Here is a 23,196-nt window from a genome sequence, read left to right as displayed (position 1 = left end):
CCCATCATTGCAATTGATAATGTTTTCAGCTTCATAAAGTTGTCCTCTATTGCTTTTTAGTTTTGTACGTCACGATTTGTTCGGATGAACCTCATGCGTATGACGAACCATAATCCGACTTCCCGGGTTCGTCAAGAACTTTACATAACTTTTTTGTGAGTTTTTCCAGCTTATTTTCGGGAATAATTTCCCGATATAATAAGCTATTGAAAATTAACAACTTTATTTTTCAGCTAAAAATCAGGCATGATCTTTGATCCAGTTAATTGCACGTTGAATAGCAGTGAGTGCGCGCTCTCGACCGTAAAGCTCTAAGGTAGCATCTAAAGAAGGAGAAACCGTATTTCCTGTTATCGCAACACGTATTGGCTGTGCCACTTTACCCATGCCAACCTCATGTTTTTCTGCACAACTCTTGATGACTGAATGAATAGGTTCAGCCAGCCAATCATTGAGCTCAGTCAACTCTGCCAATACGGCTTCTAAAAGTGGCAAGCTGGTTTCAGTCAGATTTTTCTGTGCAGCCTTTTCATCATACGTTTCGACGTCCCGGTAGAAGTACACACTCGATTCAGCCATCTCTTTAAGTGTTTTGGCCCGCTCCTGTAACAACACAACAATATCTACCAATGCAGGACCATCAGCAGGGTCGATTCCCAGCTCCCCCATATGCCAGCTCAAATGCTGAGCAACGTGTTCCGGGGAACTGGTTTTAATGTAATGCTGATTAAGCCAGATTAATTTATCGGTATTAAAGCTGGATGCAGCCTTGTTCACATCCTGGATATCGAATAACTGTGTCATCTCGGCAAGGGAAAAAATTTCCTGATCACCGTGTGACCAACCTAGCCTGACCAGATAATTCAGCAATGCCTCGGGAAGATATCCCGCATCACGATAACTCATCACACTGACCGCTCCATGTCTTTTCGAAAGACGAGCGCCATCATCACCTAAAATCATCGGGACATGGCCAAAAACGGGTGGTTTAGCGCCTAGTGCTTTAAAGATATTTATCTGTCGCGGAGAGTTATTCAAATGATCATCACCACGGATAACGTGGGTCATTTGCATATCCAGATCATCCACTACTACCGTTAAGTTATAGGTAGGTGTGCCGTCTGGACGAGCGATAACCAAGTCATCCAGTTCACTATTCTCAAAAACCACATTGCCACGGATTGCATCTTCAACCACCACCTGGCCCACGGTAGGGTTTTTAAAGCGGATGACCGGTTCAACACCTTCGCGGGGAGTTGAAAGGTGACGGCAGCGTCCGTCATATCGTGGTTTTTGCTTATTGGCACGTTGCTCTTCACGCATTGCTTCCAGCTCGTCTTTACTGCAATAACAGTAATACGCATCGCCCTGATCCATTAGCTGCTGGATGATTTCCTTGTAACGATCGAAACGTTGTGTTTGATAAAACGGGCCTTCGTCATAATCCAACCCCATCCATGTCATGCCTTCGAGAATGGCATTCACTGATTCAGCTGATGAGCGTTCGATATCTGTGTCTTCTATCCTTAATATGAAGCGACCGCCATGTTTTCTGGCATACAGCCATGAAAAAAGAGCGGTACGGGCACCGCCTACATGTAGATATCCTGTTGGGCTGGGTGCAAAACGCGTGCGAATTGTCATAATCAAAATTTCTCTGCTAGCTATGTGGATGTATTGCAATAAAGTGCGTTATTGTAACAGTTCAGACGCTGACAATTAGTGAGTCATCAACATGCGTATATTNNTTCTCTGCTAGCTATGTGGATGTATTGCAATAAAGTGCGTTATTGTAACAGTTCAGACGCTGACAATTAGTGAGTCATCAACATGCGTATATTGATTTCCTTTCTATCTATTGTGGTTTCATCTTTGGCCTTTGCGAGCAGTAGTCAGCCAGACAGCTATTCGGTGCAGCAGGTTGCTGAAGGTATTTTTTACCACCAGGGCAGCCACGAAGAAGCTGATGCTGAGAATCTGGGAGCCATTGCCAATGTTGGTTTTATCATTGGTGAGCAATGCATTGCTGTCATTGATAGCGGCGGCAGTTTTCAAGAAGGTAAGTTATTACGTAAAGCCATCCGTCAGCATAGTGATTTGCCTATCTGTTATGTCATCAATACCCATGTTCACCCCGATCATGTGTTGGGAAACGCCGCATTTAAAATGGATGAGCCGGAATTTATTGGCCATGAAAAATTACCGGCGGCCATGGCCAGTCGTAAACAACATTTTGCCAGACAGTTTTCTGAGATTTTGGGCGACGCATATGAAGGCACTGAGTTTATCGAAGCGGAGACATTGGTTGCGGTTGACTCGCCATTACAATTGGATCTTGGTAACCGGCTGCTGACGTTAACCGCTTTTACCACAGCCCATACCGATCATGATTTAACCGTTTATGATGAGAAAACCAGTACATTATGGACCGGTGATTTATTATTTGTTGAACGTGTACCGGCATTGGACGGCAGTATTAATGGCTGGATTGATGCGCTTGAAACCTTGGTTGATCGCGATGCAGCAATGATTATTCCAGGGCACGGATCGGCTTTTAGTGGCGAACAATCAAAGGGCTGGCAGGATTTACTGCGCTATCTGATAACTGTACGTGAAGAAATCAGAGTCATCATTAACGATCTTGGAACCATTGAACAAGCCATTGAATCGGTAGGCAGGCAAGAAGCTGAAAATTGGAAACTTTTTGAAGAATATCATCGTCGAAATGTTACCGCTGCGTTTGTAGAACTGGAGTGGGAATAATAATTATTAGGAGAGCGAAAATGATGGGGCGAAATACAATTTTTTGGGCTGTATTTGCAGTTTTTATGAGTCATGGCCTCATTGCAAATGCTGCAACAGCTGAAGAGGATTTATGGTCAGCGCTTAAACAAACTTATTTTGGTGATCGTAAAATTCATGAAAATGCCGATGATGTTTTGATTCTTGAAGCGCCTACCCGGGCTGAAGATGCGGCCATTGTTCCAATCAGTGTGAAATCCGTTCAGCCACAGACCGCTGAGAAATACATCAAAAACATACATATCATCATCGATAAAAACCCGATGCCATATTCTGCGAATTTCCATTTATCACCGACACTTGGTGATATTGATATCGCTACACGGGTCAGGGTCGATCAATACACCGATATGCGCGCTATTGCAGAAATGAATGATGGTTCTTTGCATATGGTGTCAAAATTCGTCAAAGCATCAGGAGGATGTAGTGCTCCGGCAGGTAAAGACATGGAAGCTGCAATGGCCCGGTTGGGCAAAATGCAGATTCGTATGCGAGAAGCCAGCATTGGCGAAACCACAAAAGCACAGGTAGTTGTAAGTCACCCGAATAACAGTGGCCTACAGTTTGACCAAAAAACCCGTGGCTATATTCCACCGCATTATGTGAAAGAAATTGTCATTGATTTTGAAGATGAAAACCTGATTACGCTTGAGGCAGGCATTTCAATAAGTGAAGACCCCAGTATCCGGTTTAACTTCACCCCGCAAAAGCATGGTGTGTTAAAAGCGATGGTGAATGACAGTAAAGAAATGACTTACAGCATGGATAAACAAATCTAGCGGATATTTTTACTACTTTAATGCATAAAAAAAGGCCGTTTGAAACGGCCTTTTTTTCATTCGCATCAATCAGAAACTATTGAATTCTGCATTCTTTGTAAGCTGAAGCTGATACTTCTTCATATTTATCTATACCACCACTCAAACCTTCGTCGTCACGGAATTGTGCACCGCGATCGGCTGGCAGATTACGATACATGTAGGCAGTGCTGATGTCTTCGAAATCAGTCTGGGTAAATGCTTCATCAAGCTTATCCACCACGCATGAACATTTGTGCACGCCTTCATATACGTTTAGATTTGTATTTGCCTGCATACAATCATTTACGTATTGCACCTTGGTAACCGTAGAAAAATCCATATGGTCATCGGCAATAGCGGAGGCACTTAACATGGTCATACTGGCGAACAGGACGGTCAGACTGGTTTTCTTCATTCTCTACTCCTAAATTTTATTATGTAGTGCTGCTGTGACTGGTAATTTGCAAGACAAGTTCCTACACAGAAACAGGATATTGCCACTTTAACGTATTGCCAATCAAACTTTTTGATACAGCATAATGGCAGTTTAATTTCCTCACAGAAACAACATAGGGTAAAATCCAGCGTTTATTTATCTCACCTCAAGCCATGCTGAATGCAGGAGAACATGATGAAAAAATTATTGCTTCATCTCGATACTGATACCGTCGCGAGCACTTTTGATCAAGCTGTTGCCTATGACTCCGGCGTGGATAACATTATCGCGCATGGCGGAGCAACGCGTGACAATGTCACCTCTCATGTTCATGGCATGATTTTTACCCGCGGTGGAAAGAACCTGAAAAACAGCGCAATTTTTATCGGCGGTTCAAATGTCGCTTCCAGTGAGCTTGTCGGTGAAGCCGTCAAAAAAGCATTCTTTGGTCCGGTTAGAGTTTCAGTAATGCTGGATCCAAATGGATCTAATACCACAGCAGCAGCAATTGCCCGAAAAGTAATGACTGACTACGACATTACCGACAAAAATGTGGCGATTCTTGGGGCAGGTCCTGTGGGGCAACGAACTGCCTTGTACCTGTTAAAAGAAGGTGCGAGTAAAGTCACCTTAACCTGCCGTAGCATGGCGCGAAGCAAAGCCACTGTCGAACATATGAAAAAAGCCTATGGGGTTGATGTAATTCCCGGAGAAACCCGAAGTGATGAAGCCGTTGCGGCATTACTTAAAGACGCCCATGTTGCTATTGCGGCTGGTCCGGCTGGTGTTTGTATTGTTCCCGAAGCTACCTGGACTGCCAGCAAAACGCTCGAAGTGATTGCCGATGTTAATGCGGTTCCACCGTTGGGAGTTGAAGGTATGGAAGTCATGGATAATGGTACAGAAAAACAGGGAGTGCGTTTTTACGGGGCTATTGCAATTGGTAACTTCAAAATGAAGGTACATCGAGGAGCAGTTGCATCGCTGTTTGACAGCAATGATTTGTTTTTGGACGAAACCACTATCTACGATATCGCCTGTAAAATTGATAACGCCTAGTGACAGCAATGCAAAAACCGGTTTCACCTGTTGAACGTCAAACGATCTGTGTACAGGCTCCGGCAAGACTCCATCTGGGTTTTCTGGATTTAAATGGCGGCTTAGGCCGTCATTTTGGCAGTATCGGTTTAGCAGTAGATAGTCACCATACTAAGCTCAGCCTTTCTGATTCTGATGATCAGCTAACATCAGATATTTCTGTTACAGATTCCAGTAGTCAAAAAATCACTAAACTGATAAAACAGTTTTATCTCACCTTGGGGGCGAATATCCCGACTGATTTACGCCGGGTCAGCCTCACTATTCACTCGTTGATCCCAGAACATGCGGGGCTCGGCTCAGGCACTCAGCTAGCTCTGGTCATTGGTCAGATACTGGCGAAATATCATCAGCTGGACATTCCTACCGAAAAAATAGCTCTGGCAATGGATCGTGGAAAGCGATCAGGAATTGGGATCAGCACCTTTGATACTGGTGGTTTTGTAGTTGATGCGGGCTTAGGACCTAACTCACAGACCCCAGTCAGATTATTTCAGCAAGACTTCCCCTCTCAGTGGCGACTGGTGATGTTGATGGATAAAAGTCATCAGGGCATTCATGGTCAAACTGAAATCCAGGCGTTTCAGCAATTGCCAACATTCCCGTTACAACACAGCCAACGTATTTGTCACCTGACGCTGATGCAGCTATTACCCGCATTAATTGAGCAGGATATTCAATTATTTGGTTCGGCCGTAAGCGAAATTCAGGCCTTGATTGGTCAGCATTTTGCCCCAGCACAAGGTGGCCAGTACACCAGCAAAGCCATATCCATCCTAATGGAACACTGCAAGTCCCTGGGGTTTACTGGTATGGCACAAAGCTCCTGGGGGCCCACATCCTGCGTTTTTACCGAGAGTCAGTCTCAGGCGGATTTCCTTATCGATAGGCTTCGTGGCGTGATTGACTCAAATCCTCAATTGCAGGATATTGAATTAATTACTACTGCTGGCGTTAATAAGGGTGCTGGCATTACAATCGACGACAAGACTTTACATTTTAATAAACAGTGAGGGATTAACATGTCCAAGCGCTCCATCATTCATATGCTCAACCCTATGAAACAAAACAGTCCGTTTGATATTAATATGGCATTGGATGCTGGTTATGACATCATCATGCCTTACAACAATGTTGAGTTGAATGAGGTGGCTGGCTTAACTCAAGATGCCATTTTTTCCCGTGGTCCTGCCGGTGTAAAAAAGACAGGTATGTTCATTGGTGGCAGAGATATTGGTATGGCGATGGATATGCTGGATGCAGCCAAGTCGGCAATGGTACCACCGTTTGAAATCCCGGTATTTGCCGATCCAAGTGGTGCATTCACTACTGCAGCAGCACTGGTTGCCTGTGTCGAACGTGAATTAAAGAAACATTTCAAGCAGGATTACAAAGGTTGTAAAGCAGTTGTGTTCGGCGGTACAGGTCCGGTGGGACTTGCTACCGCAGTCATTGCTGCACTTCAAGGTGCTGAAACAACAATTGTTGATCACTTTTCACTGGATACAGCCCTGCAGTTTTCTGATGAGGCCCGTAAACGTTACGGTGTAAACTTACGAGCCACCACTGCAGCATCTGACGCAGATAAAGCCCGTCTGTTAAGTGATGCTGATGTGGTTTTCTGTGCAGCTAAAGCAGGTGTTCAGGTATTGAATGCTTCAGTACTGAGCGATGCTAAAAAGCTTAAAGTGGCCGGCGATGTGAATGCCGTTTCCCCTCTGGGGATTGAAGGTGTCGAGTTAATGGATAACGGTGAACCGCTGAAATTTACACCACAATGTCCAAAAGCTGTCGGTATCGGCGCACTTGCGGTTGGTAATGTGAAATATAAACTGCAACAAGCCCTACTCAGAGAAACACTGGAAAGTGATAAACCAGTTTATCTGGATTTCCGTAATGCCTTTGAAGGTGCTCGTAAACTGGTTTAAGCATAGAGTGCACAGGAGCCAGTAATGGCTGAACATCCCAGGCTCCTGTTGATTGTTGCACAAAGCGCAAGAATGCTGGCGCAATCGGCTACACGTGAAGGTTATTCCGTACGTGTAGCTGATTGCTTTGCTGATATTGATACCCTGGAAGTGGCAGATAGATTTCTGAAGCTATCTGCACTCGATGATCATGAAGCAAATCAATGGCTACAAACCATTATTACCTTAAGTGATGATGAGCCATGCTGGTTAATCTGCGGCACTGGTATCGAGCGTTTTTATTCTGCTCTGTCACAGTTACCCCCCCATATCAAATTTGCAGGTCCCTCATATGAGTGCTTTGAGCAGATTTGCCTCCCTGAAAAATGGATTGCGATACTGGAAAGTTTATCTTTACCGCATCCGCCAACAACATTCCATAAAACCCAGATGGCAAATAGTAAGTGGTTAGCCAAATCGGTTGCCAGTTGGGGGGGAACGCACATTGTTGAAGCAAATTCGGTAGTTGAAAGACCTGAACATTATTATCAACAATATATTGAAGGTATCAGCGGATCCGTGCTGTTTCTAGCTGCAGCGAATGACATTCAATTGTTACTTTTCAATCAGCAATTTCCCGTTAATCCCAGTCTGTACAACTTCAGTCTAAACGCTATCTCAAGTGGCCTTCAACTTGAGCTAAAACAACAAAACATTCTCCATCAGGCATTACACAAACTTACCGAAAATCTATCTTTAACCGGTTTGATGTCATTGGATTTTATAATCAAGCCAGCCGGCGAAATTTTTCTGCTGGAGCTGAATCCTCGCCCTACCGCTTCCTGTCAGTTGTTATCGAATGATGCTCCCATTATCTATTGGCAGTTGATGAGCTCCACTGGTGTTATGCCTGAAATAGCGGTTGAACTTCCTGCAAAAAAACGAATCTTATGGTTTTGTTTTGCCCCGGAAAAAATCATCATTCCAGCTGATTTTGACTGGCCAGAGTATTGTCATGACCTGCCTGCCGGCGGAAGTGTTATCGATAAGCATGGCATCATTTGCAGTTTAATGCTGGACGAAACCGAACAAAATAATGGTCATCATCTGGCAAATATATTGGTTAAAAATTTATCGGTTACCGCTTGAAAACAGCCCGTTGCTCACCCATATTACTGACAACTTAATCTCAAGGAATCTCGAATGAAACGAATCATGTTGTACCTTGCCACCAATATTGCGGTGTTAGCGGTATTAAGCGTGACAATGCGACTGCTCGGTATAGATAGCCTGCTGGATGAGCAAGGTGCTGGTTTAAATATGACTTCCTTGCTTATTTTTGCGGGAATTATTGGCTTTAGCGGTTCCTTCATTTCTCTGGCTATTTCCAAATGGACTGCCAAACGATTGACTGGCGCCGAGGTGATTACCTCTCCTAAAAACTCAACTGAAAAATGGCTGGTTGATACCGTGTCACGTCAGGCACAACAGGCGGGCATCGGTATGCCTGAGGTGGCTATCTATCATTCACCCCAACCTAATGCTTTTGCCACCGGTATGAATCGTAACAATGCATTGGTCGCGGTCAGTAGTGGACTTATGCAATCCATGACACAGGATGAAGTAGAGGCTGTTTTAGCACATGAAGTCAGTCACGTTGCGAATGGCGATATGGTGACCATGGCGTTGATTCAAGGGGTGGTGAATACATTTGTTATCGTCTTATCCAGGGTGATAGGCCATCTAGTGGACCGGACGGTTTTCAAAACTGAACGAGGACATGGTCCAGCTTTCTGGATTACTTCAATCATTGCAGAATTAGTGCTTGGTATTCTCGCCAGTATTATCGTGATGTGGTTCAGTCGTCAGCGTGAATTTCGTGCCGATGCCGGCGCAGCAAGGCTGGTTGGCTCTGGAAAAATGATTGCTGCATTACAACGCCTGGCAGGCACTGCCGAAGAGGCTTTACCAGATCAATTACATGCATTTGGTATTTCAGGTGGACGTGCTGGAATTTCTGCATTATTTATGACGCATCCTCCGCTTGAGAAACGGATTGAGGCATTGCGTTCCGGACGTGTTTAATACTTAAAAGGCTTACTTTGCAATTAAAGTAAGCCTTTTATTTTCATCAGAGATCTTCGTCTTCAAAATTGTAATCGAGCTTCTCTGAAGGCTGATGAATATAATAACCTTGGGCATAATCAACACCCAATCGCCACAAAAGAGCAAGACTTACAGCGTCTGAGACAAACTCGGCAATACTGGGTTTTTCAGCCTGCTTTGCCATATCAATTATTGATTTAATGGCTGCCTGATTTTCAGTGTCGTTCGCCATATTTTCGACAAAATTGCCGTTGATTTTTAGATAATCAACATCCAGAACATTCAGACTATGCGAGAATCCTATACCGGAACCAAAATGCTCTAATCCAAATTCACATCCAATTGCCTTAAGTTTGGCAATAGTTTTTTTGGTATCTTCAATATTATCCACGGCGGCTGTTTCACTGATTTCAAATATCAGCGCCTTTCCGGTCAAATTATGTGCTGAGAGCGTTGCTGATAACCAGTCTACATAATCTTTTTCATGCAGGGTCTGTTCAGAAAGTTTAATAAAAAACCGGGTTTTGGGATGAGTTTGCTGATGTTCCGCCAGCTTTTTAAGTGCAGTACGAATGACCCATTTATCCACCTCAGCCATCATCTGCAATTTGACAGCATGCTGAATAAACTCTTCAGCTCGCAAGGTTTTGTCTCCATCCTGCAACCTTAGCAGAACGTCATAGAACTCTTGTTGAGGACCATGCAAAGGGACAATGGGTTGAAAATAAATATTGAATAAATCATTGTTCAGGGCATTTTGTAAAACTGTTTTCCAAGCAGAAAGTTCACCTGAGTCGCTTTGAGGCATTTTCTCCTGGAATCGGGCTGTTTGATTGCCTCCAGCATGTTGGGCATCAGTACAGGCTTTATCTGCATTCTCCAGAGCAGTTTGGGCTGAAGCGACATTTTCACTGATGCGCGCTATCCCAATACTACAGTGCAAATCTATCATTTTTCCGTTGGTATGAGAGACAAATTCAGCAACACTGTTCAAAAAGGCTTCAGCTCGTTTATCCACAAAACTTTCGTCAGTACTGGGGATGATAACGGTAAATATCTGATCACCATAACGACCGACTTTTTCACCATCTTCAGCTGTTTCTAGCAGTAGATCGGCAACACTTTTAATCACCATATCGCTGGTTGCCAACCCAACAAGCTCTTTAATTTGCTGGAAATCATCCAACACCATATAGAGTAGCGCAGAATCACTCTGATTTTCAGCGGCCTGATTAACAGCATGCTGTAATTCATCTACAAAGCGAGTGCGATTAAATAATCCGGTTAACAGATCAAAGTCACGCAATCGTTTTAATTGTTCATCTTCTTCGGTATCAGCTTCACTGCGGTCACGAACAACCACCTGAGTGCAATCTTCTCCTTCTACCTGTGCATGACTGAACTCGATGTCCGCATCAAATACATAGCCATCGTTTTTCAAACATTGGGCAGTCAGTATTGCCGGGCTCGCATCAGCTTTTTCAGTAAATTGCCGAAAGACCATTTTGAACTTGGCATGATCTTCACTATCAATTAAATCCAGAATCGGCAAGCCATCAATGTCTTCCTGATCTTTATATCCAAACAGATTGAGATAGGCACTGTTAACATATAAATGCATACCTTCATGCATATAGGCCACAGCATCTCTCGAGCTTTCCAGTAAAGCACGTGAGCGTTTTTCACTCTCACGCAGTGCGCGCTCATTGCGTCGTCCCAGGCGCCGCATAAACAGATTGTCCAATTCACGCTCAACAGCAAACTTCAGCCGCTCAGTATCATCTTTGAAGACAACATCCTGAACGCCCGTGCGAAACAATTCTTTTTCAGCGGCTTTATTTTCAGTAATCACAACACACGGTAAATCCTTACCCAGCCGTTTGATTACATTGACAATTTCAACAGGTGCCAACGCTGGCAAATTATCACGACAAATTAGTAAGTCCCAGCTTTGCTTGCTTAAAGACAGCTCCAATGCATCAAAGTCATCTTCTCGTCCCGCTCTGACCGCATGGCCGGCACTGCGTAAAATATTAATAATAGCGTCAGCTTCGGTAAGCGAATCATCAATAATTAATAACCGTAAAATACCTTCAGCTCTCGCCACGCTGCTCACCTTTAGTAAATTGCACCGGTGTTTCCCCTTCCAATTGGGTCATGGTTAATGTCATCCAATCATACGCTTTTTGGTTAACGGCATTAGCTGACAAATCCTGAATTTCTATCTTAGCCCCAATCACCATTTTGATCACGCCTGGACGTTTAAGAAAGCCTTTTTTTGCCCAAAAGCTGCCGGCGTTATGCGCCACCGGCACGACTGGAACACCTGCTTCCACCGCCAAACGGGCGCCACCAACCCCAAATCGCCCCATCGTACCTGGTGGTAAACGCGTTCCTTCAGGAAACACCACTACCATTGCGCCTGATTGTAACCGTTCCTTGCCCTGCTCAATTACCTGATGCAAAGCCTGACGACCGGCATTACGATCAATGGCAATTGGCCGCAACGAAGCGAGTCCCCAACCAAAAAAAGGAATCCATAATAATTCACGTTTCAACACCCAGACCTGAGGAGGAAACACAGCCTGTAAAGCCAGTGTTTCCCAAGCTGATTGATGTTTGCATAAAATCACACAAGGTTCCGTAGGAATATTGTCTCGCCCTTCGACTTCCAGCCTTAATCCACAAATAATTTTTAACAGCCAGATATTCATCACTGCCCACCGACTGACCACCCAGTAGCGCTGTTTAAACGGTAATGGCCAGATTAGCACGCCTATTACCGAGAATAGAATGGCTGTTATTGCGTAAATGATAAGAAAGATAAATGAACGGAAAATTTGCATCAAATTACGATTTCCAACAATGCATCGGCCACTGCAGCCAGATTGTCATATACCGGCACATCCTTGGGAATGCCTTTCTTCAGAGTCTTTTCACCTTTTCCGGTGCGTACCAGGATAGGTTTGGCTCCAGCAGACTGTGCTGCCTGGATATCTCTCAGCGAATCGCCTACCGCAGGCACATGATCCAGATTCACCCGCAATCGATGAGCAAGCTCTTTAAACGCTGCGTCTTTAGGTTTTCGGCAGTCACAATTATCATCAGGCCCATGTGGGCAGAAAAAAATGGCTTCAATGCGTCCACCAACCTGCGCCAGCATTCGCCGCATTTTACTGTGAATGCGATTGAGGGTTTCGACATCCAGAAAGCCCCTGGCAATGCCGGATTGATTGGTAATGATCACCACCCGATAGCCAGCATAATTCAGTCTCGCAATAGCTTCCAGACTGCCTTCAATAGGCTCCCATTCTGAAGGAGATTTAATAAAATCATCCGAATCATGGTTTATCACACCATCACGATCGAGAATTATCAGCGACATATACGCATCCTAATTTTGTAATCGGGAAATATCCGCCACACCCAGAAACAATGCCCGAGTCTGATTCAGTAACGCCAAACGATTATGACGAATTGCTTCATCTTCTGCCATAACCATTACTTCGTCAAAAAATGCATCAATACTGTCGCGCATATCGGCCAGTCGACGTAATACTCCTGCGTAGTCCGCCTTTTTCATCATCGGAGCAACATCTGCAGAGACTTGCTGTAAGGTCTCAGCCAGTTTATGTTCGGCCGCTTCTTCCAGTAAATCAGGATTTAAGTGATGACTGGCTTCATAGGCACCATTTTTCCGCAAAATATTATCAATCCGTTTATTGCCTGCAGCCAGCGCTTCGGCTTGCTCCATCTCGCGGAAAGCAGACACAGCCTGCATACGCTGCATGAAATCCAGTGGGCGTGTAGGTTGTATGGCTAAAACGGCTTCAAACACATCACCATGATGGCCGGCATCAGCGGCGTAGCCGCGCAAGCGATCAAATAGGTATTGCATAACCGGAGCCACGATATCCGTTTCAGTAAGCTGTTTATAGTAACTTTGAACCGATTGTTGTAATAGCTCGGCCAGATCCAAATCCAGATTGTTTTCGATGATAATCCTCAGTACGCCTAAGGCTGCCCGGCGTAAGGCGAAGGGGTCTTTGGCGCCTGAGGGCGGTTGGCCAATACCAAACAGACCACATAGAGTATCGATTTTCTCAGCCAGGCTCAGTGCCTGCCCAGTCTTACCCTGTGGCAATGCATCACCGGCAAAGCGCGGTAAATATTGTTCATCCATCGCCAAAGCAAGTTCTTCCTGCTCGCCATCAAGACGTGCATAGAAGCTACCCATAATGCCTTGCAGTTCGGGGAATTCACCGACCATTTCAGTGACCAGATCACATTTGGCCAACATGGCAGAACGTTCGGCCAAATCCTTGTCGCCATCAATTTTACCTGCAATAAAACCAGCCAGTTTCGCAACACGTTGGGATTTATCAAAGACCGTGCCCAGTTGATTCTGGAACACGATGGTTTTCAGTTGTTCCTGACGATCCGCTAATGGACGTTTTCTATCAGTATCCCAGAAAAACGCAGCATCGCTTAACCGCGGCAGAATCACCCGTTCATTACCGGCAATAACCTGCGCCGGATCACGACTTTCGATATTACAAACCGTAATAAAAAACGGCAGTAACTTGCCAGTCGCATCTTCTACCGGGAAATATTTTTGATGGCCCTGCATTGAGGAGATCAATGCCTGCGACGGTAATTCCAGAAAACGCTTTTCAAACTCACCCGATAAGGCAACCGGCCATTCCACCAGACCGGTGACTTCATTGAGCAATTCATCATCAATAATGGCCTGACCACCCAGTTGGCTGGCCAATTCATTGACCTGTCCGCGAATGGCTTCGCGACGCTCAGCAAAATCAACCATCACATGCCCTTCGCTAAGCAATTGCGGCGCATAGGTTTGTGGGCTGCTGATGCGAATCGCCTGGGGATGATGGAAACGATGTCCATAACTTAGTTGATTCGATTGCACGCCCAGCAAGCTGGCTGGAATAATCTCATCTCCCAACATCAAAATCAGCCAGTGCACGGGTCTGACAAATTCTTCAGATAAACTGCCCCAACGCATACGCTTGGGAATTGGCAATGCTGCTAAGGACTGCTTCACAATTTCCGGCAGTAACTCAGTGGCGGCCTGACCCGTCTGTTTTTCGCGGTAGATTAACCAGGCACCTTTATCCGTTTCCAGCGTTTCCAGTGCATCGACATCCACACCACAGGAACGGGCAAACCCCTGCAACGCTTTGGTCGGGTTGCCTTCTTCATCAAAAGCAGCGGTAACGGCGGGACCACGCTTTTCGATATTACGATCCGCTTGGTGAGTCTGGAGGCCAGTAATCACTACCGCCAACCGACGTGGACTGGCATAGGCTTTTGACGTTGAGAAAGTGAGTTCTGCCTCAGTTAACCCTTTTTCAACACCTTTCAGTAAAGCTTCACTTAAAGTCGAAAGGGCTTTGGGCGGTAACTCCTCAGTGCCAAGCTCTAGCAGGAAATCACGTACATCACTCATGACTGCACCTCATCCTGTTTACTTAACATCGGAAAGCCCAGGGATTCACGTCTGTCGTAGTAAGCCTGAGCTACTGCTCTGGCCAATGTTCTGACACGCAGAATAAAGCGCTGTCTTTCAGTGACTGAGATCGCTTTACGTGCGTCGAGCAGATTAAAGGTATGTGATGCTTTTAAAACCATTTCATAAGCAGGTAATGGCAAGCCCGCTGCAATCATTCTTTCACTCTCTTTTTCACAGGTATCGAACTGCTGAAACAGATGTTCGGTATTGGCATGTTCAAAGTTGTAGGTCGACATTTCGACTTCATTCTGGTGAAACACATCGCCATAAGTCACTTTGCCGAGTGGACCATCTGCCCAGACTAAATCATAAACACTGGCTACGCCTTGCAGATACATGGCGATACGTTCCAGGCCATAAGTGATTTCACCGCTGACGGGTTTACATTCGAGGCCGCCAACCTGCTGGAAGTAGGTGAACTGTGTCACCTCCATGCCATTGAGCCAGACTTCCCAACCCAGTCCCCAGGCACCTAATGTAGGTGATTCCCAGTTATCTTCTACAAAGCGAATATCGTGAATGGTGGTATCAATCCCCAGCATTCTTAATGAGCCCAGATACAGTTCCTGAATATTCAAAGGCGATGGTTTGATCAGCACCTGAAACTGGTAATAATGCTGCAGTCGGTTCGGATTATCGCCATAACGACCATCTGTCGGACGACGGGAGGGTTGCACATACGCCGCACTCCAGGGCTCCGGGCCAATAGCTCGCAGGAAGGTTGCCGGGTGGAACGTACCCGCTCCAACCTCCATATCATAAGGTTGCAATAACACACAGCCTTGTTCCGCCCAGTATTGTTGCAGACGTAGAATCAGTTCCTGAAAAGTTTTTGGCGTGGCCGCCACAGTTGCCGCAGAATCACTCATTGAGAAAATTGTCTTCGCATGACTAAAAATGCACTGATTATAGCGAATAAAGCAGTGGCTTGTAGAGACAACTCAGTAATGAATTTATGCGCTTGACGGTTTGACTGATGCGACTGTCACTGCAAAGAAACAGATACGGTACAATGCAGCCACCTTAATTTTTGTTAAAGAGCAGAATTATGTCGCGACTTATCGGCATCGTGATGGATCCCATTTCGGCCATCAATATCAAAAAAGACAGCAGTTTTGCGATGCTATTGGCTGCTCAGGCCAAGGGCTGGACCATTCAATATATGGAACAACAGGATCTGTATCTGAGCCAGGGCAAAGTCATGGCCAGCATGCGGGATTTACATGTCACGGAAGATGCCAATAACTGGTATCAATTAGGCGAACCAACAACCCGCAGGCTTAACGAACTTGATGCGATCCTGATGCGCATAGATCCCCCATTTGATATGGAATATATCTACAGCACTTACTTGCTGGAACAGGCTCAGTCCGAGGGTGTATTAGTGGTAAACCATCCACAAAGCCTGCGTGATGCCAACGAAAAACTGTTTACCGCATGGTTTCCACAATGTTGTCCGCCCACCTTAGTCACCCGAAAAAAACAACTGATGCGTGAATTTCAGCAACAACATGGCGATATTATTATCAAACCATTGGATGGCATGGGCGGCGCTTCAATTTTCAAAGTCAGTCAAGGCGATCCGAATTTTTCGGTGATTGTCGAAACGCTTACCGAGCAAGGCAAAAAATCGGTGATGGTGCAGCAGTATTTACCTGCAATTAAAGACGGCGATAAACGTATTTTGCTGATTAACGGCGAACCAGTTCCCTTCGCCTTGGCCCGAATCCCTGCGGATGGCGAAACACGTGGCAATTTGGCAGCGGGTGGTCGGGGTGAAGGTCGCCCTCTTACCGAAAGAGACCGCTGGATCTGCCAGCAAGTCGGACCGAAATTACGTGAAAAAGGTTTGTTATTTGTTGGTCTGGATGTGATTGGTGATTACCTTACCGAAATTAATGTCACCAGCCCAACCTGTATCCGTGAGCTGGATCGGCAATTCAACCTGAATATTGCCGGTGATTTGATGAATTGTATTGAGGCACATTTATGAAGACTGTTTTATACAGCCTTTTATTAGTTATTGGTCTAAGTTTATTAACTGCGTGTGGTGACCAGGACCGGGCGTTACAAGCCAAGTTTTATGCTTTTGGCACCGAAATCGATGTCAGCCTGTACGGTGTTGATGAAGAAACGGCAGCCAAAACCATTGATACGCTGGAGCAATCCTTTTCAGAAGTAAATGACCTGTGGCATGCCTGGCAGCCCAGTGTATTAACCAAAATAAATGATGCAATTGCTGCAGAAGAACCTATAGCGGTGGATGATAATGTTGCCAGTGTGATTTTACTGGCTCAGAAACTGGCGAAAGAGAGTGGCCATTTGTTTAATCCTGCAGCCGGTAATTTGTTTGCATTATGGGGATATGAGCAGGATGACTGGTTTGAATCCCGTCCACCTCCCCCACAGGCTGATATCGATGCATGGCTGGCTGTCAGCCCGACGATGGATGATATCGTTATCGAAAATGGTCAATTAACCAGTAACAACACTGCAGTAAGACTTGGCTTTGGCGGTTTTGCTAAAGGTTATGCAGTTGATAACGCTATCGCCATTCTGCAGCAACAGGGTATTGAAAATGCCGTGGTCAATATTGGTGGTGATTTACGTGCCATAGGGACTCATGGCGAGCGTCCCTGGATTATTGGTATTCGTCATCCCAGACATGACAGAGTGCTAGCCTCGGTCGCTGTCAGCGATGATGAAAGTGTGTTCAGTTCCGGTGATTACGAACGATTTTTTACCTACGAAGGTAAACGCTATCCACATATACTGGATCCGCGTACAGGTTATCCAGCCGATCAGGCCATGTCGTCTACAGTAATTCATGATAACGCCTCAATGGCTGATGCCGCAGCAACAGCAATATTTGTGGCCGGAAGTGACTGGCCAACCATTGCAGCAGAAATGGGAATTGATATGGTGATGCTGGTAACAGAAGATGGTCAGGTTGAAATGAGTCCTGCTATGCAAAAACGCGTCAGATTAACCGGGCATGATGGCGAACCGGTGATTCGCGAAATCCCCCACGAGTGAGCGAATGATTTCGACCAGCAGTGCCACTGATCGGATGATACTGACCCTTATCGGGTCGGTTATTTTGCATGTAATCGTGGTGTTTGCCATCAGTTTTAATGTTTTTTCTCCACCGACCAACGCGCCAGTCAATCAGCTTGATATCACGTTGGTCAAACAACAAACCGAGCAGGAGCCGGAAGAAGCCAGTTATCTTGCCCAGGTGAATAATGAGGGTGGTGGCGAAACTGATGAAAAATCACCTGAGCCAACGCCAGAATTACCGGTACCGATTGCCGAAGAGACTCCCGCATCAACAGATCCCGTATCTCCCGCGATTACGGAACTGGATCCCGTTCCTGTTGAACCGGTTATCCCCGAACCCGATGTAGAACTGGCTTCGCCTGTTGAGCCATCCCCTCCAGCAGAAGCGCCAGCTGAAAAGGTGGTTCCAGAGCCACCAGCTGCAAAACCAGTGGACGAAGCAAAACCCGAGCCCGAAACCGCCAGCAAAAAAGTCACGGCTGAAAAGGCTGTTCGTAAGGTAGAGACTTCTGAAATTGTCACTGAAGAGACCGTCGATACCGTTGAAGAAACAGCAGAGATTACGCCAAAAGTTTCTGGTGCAGAGCTGATTGCCCGTGCAAGAAGCGAAATCGGATCACTACAGAGCACGCTGGAATATAACAGCCGGGCGTTAAGTGAAACTCCAAAAAAACGTCGTATATCAGCAGCCACTAAAGAATATGCAGCTGCCGCTTATATGCGGGCCTGGGCAATGAAAGTTGAGCGGATTGGCAATATGAATTATCCGCAGGAAGCCAAGGATAAAGGCGTTAATGGCAGCTTGATGCTATCAGTAGATATCAAACCGGATGGCAGTGTGCCCCCCGATGGCATTGTGGTATCGCGATCATCCGGGCATAAGGTACTGGATGATGCCGCTGTGAGAATTGTGCGTTTAGGTGCTCCGTATGCCGCAATCCCCGAAGATGTCCTGCAAAATAATGACATGCTCACCATTATCCGCACCTGGAAGTTTGAAAGTGCCCGAGGTCTGTCGGCCCGATAGCTATTCAGTCAGTATTTTGTTGTTGATATAACTGATAACCCGTCTCGGCTTTACTGCGGTTGTTATAACTCAGCGGCAATTCTGACTTAAGCTTTTCTGCAATTTGCTGTAACACCTCAAGTGAACCGTGACGTAACTCCAGTTCAACTTCATGAATGACCGCCTTGTTGTTACCCGAAACGGCTTCGCCAAAGTCGTACGCCAGCTCAATCAGGGTGTCCTGATCGGCTTCCAGCATAAGAATATCCCGGTCAAATTCGGTATAGAACAGACGCTGCAACTGCTTCCAGCTGCCACTGTCATCGACAATCGGCGCTAAGGGAGTCTGCCGTAGCAATGGCAGATCAAACTCACCATTAATGATCGGATGTTCCCACTCTTCACGCTGATGCAGACCATCCTGAACGTTGCCACTGGTTTTAACGGTTTGCAGCCATTGATCGTCGATCTGTCGCATACGTAAAGCGATGCCCTGCTGTTTCAGTTTCAGTTGCGGAGTATCAAAATACTCCGTCCGCAGATGCAACTGTTTTTGCTCACTGACCATAGCTTGCAGCCATTCCAGATCAGCAAGGTTCAGTTTGGTCTCGCCATTCACGGCGAGTTTCATTTCTTGTTCAAGACTCATTTCAATAATGACTTCAGATAATGTCCGGTATGCGAACGTGGATATTCGGTGATTTGCTCCGGCGTTCCGACAGCAATCACTTCTCCACCGCCAGCGCCACCCTCAGGGCCCATATCAATTACCCAGTCGGCGGTTTTTACCACATCCAGATTATGCTCAATCACCACAATAGTGTTACCCCGGTCGCGTAAGTGATGCAAGACTTTTAGCAGTTGCTCAATATCGTAAAAATGCAGCCCTGTGGTCGGCTCATCAAGGATATACAGTGTTTTACCGGTATCACGCTTTGATAACTCTTTGGCCAGTTTGACCCGCTGGGCTTCACCACCGGAAAGCGTTGTAGCGTTCTGCCCCAGCTTGATATAGGTCAGACCGACATCAATCAGGGTTTGCAGTTTTTTCGCCACCACCGGAATATTTTCAAAAAACACATTGGCATCTTCGATAGTCATATCCAGCACTTCAGTGATGGTTTTACCTTTATAGCGAATATCCAGGGTTTCACGATTGTAGCGCTTACCTTTACAGACGTCACAAGGCACATAAATATCGGGTAAAAAGTGCATTTCGACCTTAATCAGACCGTCACCCTGACAGGCTTCACAACGTCCACCTTTAACATTAAAGCTAAATCTTCCAGGTCCATAACCTCTGGCCCGTGCTTCCTGTGTGCCAGCAAACAATTCCCTTATCGGTGTAAATAATCCAGTGTAGGTGGCAGGATTGGAGCGCGGCGTCCGACCAATCGGGCTTTGATTAATCGCCACGACTTTATCCAACTGTTCCAGGCCAAGAATATCGGTATGCGGGGCGGGTTCTTCCGAAGCACCATTTAATGTCTTGGAAGTCAGCTTTAGCAACGTTTCGTTAATTAAGGTGGACTTTCCTGAACCAGACACGCCGGTCACACAAGTCATCAGACCTATCGGAATATCGACATCGACATGTTTCAGGTTATTACCGCAGGCGCCACGCAGGCCAATGGACTTACCAGCATGGGCGGTTTCACGTTTAGCTGGTATTTCAATTTTCCGACGGCCAGAAAGGTACTGTCCGGTAAGCGAATGCTCACTTTTCATAATATCTTCTGGCGTGCCCTGCGCCACAATTTCACCCCCATGGACCCCGGCACCCGGCCCGATATCCAGAACATAATCGGCACTGCGGATCGCATCCTCATCATGTTCAACCACAATCACCGTATTTCCCAAATCACGCAGCCGGGTCAGTGTTCCCAACAGACGATCATTGTCACGTTGATGCAGACCGATGGAGGGTTCATCAAGAATATACATCACACCGACCAGACCGGCACCGATCTGGCTGGCAAGACGGATACGCTGCGCTTCACCACCGGATAAGGTATCGGCACTGCGCGCCAGTGACAGGTAATCCAATCCGACATTAACCAGAAAACTCAAACGGGCACTAATCTCGCTGACTATCTTGCTGGCGATCTCTCCACGTTTACCAGGTAGCTCTAGTTGCTGGAAAAACTGGGTGGCCTCACCAATCGGCATCGCCGTTATCTCTGGCAAATTGGTTTCATTGATAAATACATTACGCGAAGCTTCCCGTAAGCGGGTGCCATGACAATCCGGACAGGCTCTGATTGAATGGAATTTCGCCAATTCATCACGCACACTACCCGATTCAGTCTCATGATAACGGCGTTGCAGGTTGGGAATAATGCCTTCAAAAGCATGTTTTCGGCTTACTCGTTTGCCACGATCACTGATATAACTGAAATCAATTTCAGTACGACCACTGCCATACAAAATCACTTGCCGGACATTTTCCGGTAATGAGTCAAATGCCGCATCAATATTAAATTCAAAGTGATCGGCCAGCGATAGAATCATTTGATAATAATAGGCATTACGACGATCCCATCCGCGAATGGCACCAGCCGCCAAACTCAGTTCAGGATGTGCAACGACTCGGGAAGGATCAACAAACTGCTTGATGCCCAGACCATCGCAGGTCGGGCAAGCCCCAGCCGGGTTGTTGAATGAAAACATCCGTGGTTCAAGTTCGGCTATTGAATAGCCACACTCAGAGCAGGCAAAACGGGCCGAAAATAATGTTTGATCCGAGTCATCATCCATCGAGACGACTTTGGCCACACCATCGGCTAATTTCAGTGCCGTTTCAAACGATTCGGCCAGACGTTGTTGCAGGTCTTCGCGTACTTTAAAACGGTCAACCACGGCTTCTATCGTGTGTTTTTTGCGTAATTCGAGTTCCGGTGGATCATCCAGTTCAACGACTTCACCATTGACTCTGGCACGAACAAACCCTTGGGCCCGCAATCCTTCAAACACTGACAGATGTTCACCCTTGCGATCCTGAATCACCGGAGCCAATAGCATTAAACGTTTGCCTTCGGGCATGGCTAATACAGTGTCCACCATCTGACTGACGGTTTGTGCTTCCAGCGGCAGATGATGCGTTGGGCAGCGCGGCTCACCGGCTCTAGCCAATAATAATCTTAAATAATCGTAGATTTCGGTGATGGTGCCGACGGTAGAACGCGGATTATGTGATGTCGACTTTTGTTCAATCGAAATCGCCGGTGAAAGCCCTTCGATATGATCCACATCGGGTTTTTCCATCATCGATAAAAACTGTCTGGCATAGGCTGACAGCGATTCCACATAACGCCGCTGACCTTCCGCATATAAGGTATCAAAAGCCAGTGACGATTTGCCTGATCCAGACAAGCCGGTAATCACAATCAGCGCATCTCTGGGCAGGTCCAGATCGATGTTTTTGAGGTTGTGCGTACGGGCGCCGCGAATACTGATTTTTTTCATGCCTGTTCCGTAGTAAAATCCAACGGATCAATATACTCTGTCACCCTATCATGACGCAAAAGCAAGCCACACCTGACGCACTTAGTGCGCTGGAGAAACGTACTATTTCCGGTTTATCTGTCATCTTCGCCCTGCGTATGCTGGGTTTGTTTATGATTTTGCCGGTATTTTCGCTCTCCGCTCAACAATATTCACACAGCACGCCTCTATTAATAGGTCTCGCGATTGGTGCCTATGGTTTAACGCAGGCGCTGTTGCAAATTCCGTTTGGCATGCTCTCCGACCGGATTGGTCGTAAGAAGGTCATATATCTGGGTTTGATCCTGTTTGCCCTCGGTAGCCTGTTAGCCGCCATGGCAGACTCAATCTACACTGTCATTATTGGTAGATTATTACAAGGCAGTGGCGCGATTGCTGCCGTAGTGATGGCCCTAACCGCAGACCTTACCCGCGATCAGCATCGCACAAAAGCGATGGCCGCCATTGGTATCAGCATTGGTTTATCTTTTTCGGTGGCTTTAGCCAGTGGAGCGGCTTTAGAAAGCTGGATTGGACTGGATGGCATCTTCTGGGCTACCGCATTAATGGCTATTTTTGGCATGTTTGTGTTGCATTGGTGGGTACCCACTCCTTATAAACACAAACAACATCAGGATATGAAACCTGCCCGTGCGCAAATTGGTGAGGTATTAGCGAATACTTCGATTATGCGGCTGGTTGCCAGTATTCTGATTCTCCATTTATTACTCACGTTAAGTTTTTTTGCACTGCCGATTGCTTTGCAGGATTTTGCCGGCGTCGCCAAAGCGGATTTAGCGTTAACCTATTTACCAGTGTTATTACTGGCATTTATCTGCATGGTGCCGTTTATTCTAATAGCCGAAAAACAGCGCAAAATGAAACTGGTGTTTACTGGCGCAATTGCCGTACTGGCTGTCGCTCAGATCGGCTGGGCTTTATTACCCGGTTCATTGGCCATG

Annotated in this window: 20 protein-coding genes; 11 read left to right on the top strand and 9 right to left on the bottom strand. The window is 46.2% G+C overall.

Going from position 1 to position 23,196, the window contains the following annotated elements; translation table 11 throughout:
* Positions 1 to 240: 240 nt before the first annotated feature.
* Positions 241 to 1,644 carry a glutamate--tRNA ligase gene (gene gltX, locus B3M51_RS02090; protein ID WP_292478952.1) on the bottom strand — a complete coding sequence of 468 codons (1,404 nt, stop codon included), beginning with the start codon at positions 1,642 to 1,644 and terminating at the stop codon, positions 241 to 243.
* Between the two features lie 186 nt (positions 1,645 to 1,830).
* Between gltX and B3M51_RS02085 the strand changes: the two genes are divergently transcribed.
* A complete protein-coding gene (locus tag B3M51_RS02085; protein WP_292478951.1) occupies positions 1,831 to 2,763 on the top strand; it encodes a quinoprotein relay system zinc metallohydrolase 2 in 933 nt (310 codons plus the stop codon).
* A 65-nt stretch (positions 2,764 to 2,828) separates the two neighbouring features.
* Entirely contained in the window at positions 2,829 to 3,581 is a 753-nt protein-coding gene (locus B3M51_RS02080) for a quinoprotein dehydrogenase-associated SoxYZ-like carrier (RefSeq protein ID WP_292478950.1), read from the top strand.
* Between the two features lie 76 nt (positions 3,582 to 3,657).
* On the opposite strand, the gene B3M51_RS02075 is transcribed toward B3M51_RS02080, so the two are convergent.
* Positions 3,658 to 4,017: a hypothetical protein gene (locus tag B3M51_RS02075; RefSeq protein WP_292478949.1), complete on the bottom strand. Its 360-nt coding sequence runs from the start codon at positions 4,015 to 4,017 to the stop codon at positions 3,658 to 3,660.
* Between the two features lie 213 nt (positions 4,018 to 4,230).
* Between B3M51_RS02075 and B3M51_RS02070 the strand changes: the two genes are divergently transcribed.
* From B3M51_RS02070 to htpX, 5 genes are read left to right on the top strand one after another with little or no spacing between them, the layout of a single operon-like run.
* Complete coding sequence (locus B3M51_RS02070) at positions 4,231 to 5,097, top strand: NAD(P)-dependent methylenetetrahydromethanopterin dehydrogenase (protein ID WP_292478948.1); 867 nt, start codon at positions 4,231 to 4,233, stop codon at positions 5,095 to 5,097.
* Positions 5,098 to 5,105: 8 nt separating this feature from the next.
* Positions 5,106 to 6,149, top strand: a complete 1,044-nt coding sequence (locus tag B3M51_RS02065; protein ID WP_292756491.1) for a beta-ribofuranosylaminobenzene 5'-phosphate synthase family protein — start codon at positions 5,106 to 5,108, stop codon at positions 6,147 to 6,149.
* A 9-nt stretch (positions 6,150 to 6,158) separates the two neighbouring features.
* Positions 6,159 to 7,064, top strand: coding sequence for an NAD(P)-dependent methylenetetrahydromethanopterin dehydrogenase (locus B3M51_RS02060; protein WP_292478946.1), 906 nt, complete (start codon positions 6,159 to 6,161; stop codon positions 7,062 to 7,064).
* Positions 7,065 to 7,088: 24 nt separating this feature from the next.
* Positions 7,089 to 8,192 carry an ATP-grasp domain-containing protein gene (locus B3M51_RS02055; RefSeq protein WP_292756489.1) on the top strand — a complete coding sequence of 368 codons (1,104 nt, stop codon included), beginning with the start codon at positions 7,089 to 7,091 and terminating at the stop codon, positions 8,190 to 8,192.
* A 54-nt stretch (positions 8,193 to 8,246) separates the two neighbouring features.
* Complete coding sequence (gene htpX / locus B3M51_RS02050) at positions 8,247 to 9,128, top strand: protease HtpX (RefSeq protein ID WP_292478944.1); 882 nt, start codon at positions 8,247 to 8,249, stop codon at positions 9,126 to 9,128.
* Positions 9,129 to 9,174: 46 nt separating this feature from the next.
* Here htpX and B3M51_RS02045 read toward each other — a convergent pair whose 3' ends face one another.
* Genes B3M51_RS02045 through glyQ form a run of 5 tightly spaced genes read right to left on the bottom strand, consistent with a single transcriptional unit; the run spans position 9,175 to position 15,554 of the window.
* Positions 9,175 to 11,256: an EAL domain-containing protein gene (locus tag B3M51_RS02045; protein ID WP_292478943.1), complete on the bottom strand. Its 2,082-nt coding sequence runs from the start codon at positions 11,254 to 11,256 to the stop codon at positions 9,175 to 9,177.
* Positions 11,243 to 11,995 (bottom strand): lysophospholipid acyltransferase family protein, encoded by a 753-nt coding sequence (locus B3M51_RS02040; RefSeq protein ID WP_292478942.1) that lies wholly within the window; start codon positions 11,993 to 11,995, stop codon positions 11,243 to 11,245. The genes B3M51_RS02045 and B3M51_RS02040 overlap by 14 nt, the downstream gene beginning before the upstream one ends.
* Positions 11,995 to 12,534: a D-glycero-beta-D-manno-heptose 1,7-bisphosphate 7-phosphatase gene (gene gmhB, locus B3M51_RS02035; RefSeq protein WP_292400527.1), complete on the bottom strand. Its 540-nt coding sequence runs from the start codon at positions 12,532 to 12,534 to the stop codon at positions 11,995 to 11,997. The genes B3M51_RS02040 and gmhB overlap by 1 nt, the downstream gene beginning before the upstream one ends.
* A gap of 9 nt (positions 12,535 to 12,543) precedes the next feature.
* Positions 12,544 to 14,622, bottom strand: coding sequence for a glycine--tRNA ligase subunit beta (glyS, locus tag B3M51_RS02030; protein WP_292756486.1), 2,079 nt, complete (start codon positions 14,620 to 14,622; stop codon positions 12,544 to 12,546).
* On the bottom strand, positions 14,619 to 15,554 hold the full coding sequence (glyQ, locus tag B3M51_RS02025; protein ID WP_292354657.1) for a glycine--tRNA ligase subunit alpha: 936 nt from the start codon (positions 15,552 to 15,554) through the stop codon (positions 14,619 to 14,621). Before glyQ ends, glyS begins: the two co-directional genes overlap by 4 nt.
* 179 nt (positions 15,555 to 15,733) lie before the next feature.
* Between glyQ and gshB the strand changes: the two genes are divergently transcribed.
* Genes gshB through B3M51_RS02010 form a run of 3 tightly spaced genes read left to right on the top strand, consistent with a single transcriptional unit; the run spans position 15,734 to position 18,772 of the window.
* Positions 15,734 to 16,678: a glutathione synthase gene (gshB, locus tag B3M51_RS02020; protein WP_292756484.1), complete on the top strand. Its 945-nt coding sequence runs from the start codon at positions 15,734 to 15,736 to the stop codon at positions 16,676 to 16,678.
* Positions 16,675 to 17,721, top strand: a complete 1,047-nt coding sequence (locus B3M51_RS02015; RefSeq protein WP_292756482.1) for an FAD:protein FMN transferase — start codon at positions 16,675 to 16,677, stop codon at positions 17,719 to 17,721. Before gshB ends, B3M51_RS02015 begins: the two co-directional genes overlap by 4 nt.
* A gap of 4 nt (positions 17,722 to 17,725) precedes the next feature.
* Positions 17,726 to 18,772: an energy transducer TonB gene (locus B3M51_RS02010; RefSeq protein ID WP_292756480.1), complete on the top strand. Its 1,047-nt coding sequence runs from the start codon at positions 17,726 to 17,728 to the stop codon at positions 18,770 to 18,772.
* A 4-nt stretch (positions 18,773 to 18,776) separates the two neighbouring features.
* Here the strand turns inward: B3M51_RS02010 and B3M51_RS02005 are convergent, their stop codons facing one another.
* Together B3M51_RS02005 and uvrA are read right to left on the bottom strand one after the other, a co-directional pair.
* The gene (locus tag B3M51_RS02005; protein WP_292478937.1) at positions 18,777 to 19,400 is read right to left on the bottom strand and encodes an inorganic triphosphatase; all 624 of its coding nucleotides are present in this window, start codon (positions 19,398 to 19,400) and stop codon (positions 18,777 to 18,779) included.
* Positions 19,397 to 22,216, bottom strand: coding sequence for an excinuclease ABC subunit UvrA (uvrA, locus tag B3M51_RS02000; protein ID WP_292756478.1), 2,820 nt, complete (start codon positions 22,214 to 22,216; stop codon positions 19,397 to 19,399). The genes B3M51_RS02005 and uvrA overlap by 4 nt, the downstream gene beginning before the upstream one ends.
* A 50-nt stretch (positions 22,217 to 22,266) precedes the next feature.
* On the opposite strand from uvrA, the gene B3M51_RS01995 reads away from it, so the two are divergent.
* Positions 22,267 to 23,196 (top strand): MFS transporter (locus B3M51_RS01995; RefSeq protein ID WP_292756476.1); only part of this gene is annotated, 930 nt, incomplete at its 3' end.

This window comes from Methylophaga sp. UBA2689 (genome assembly GCA_002354555.1).
Lineage (GTDB): Bacteria > Pseudomonadota > Gammaproteobacteria > Nitrosococcales > Methylophagaceae > Methylophaga.
This window is presented reverse-complemented; position numbering and strand designations above follow the sequence as displayed.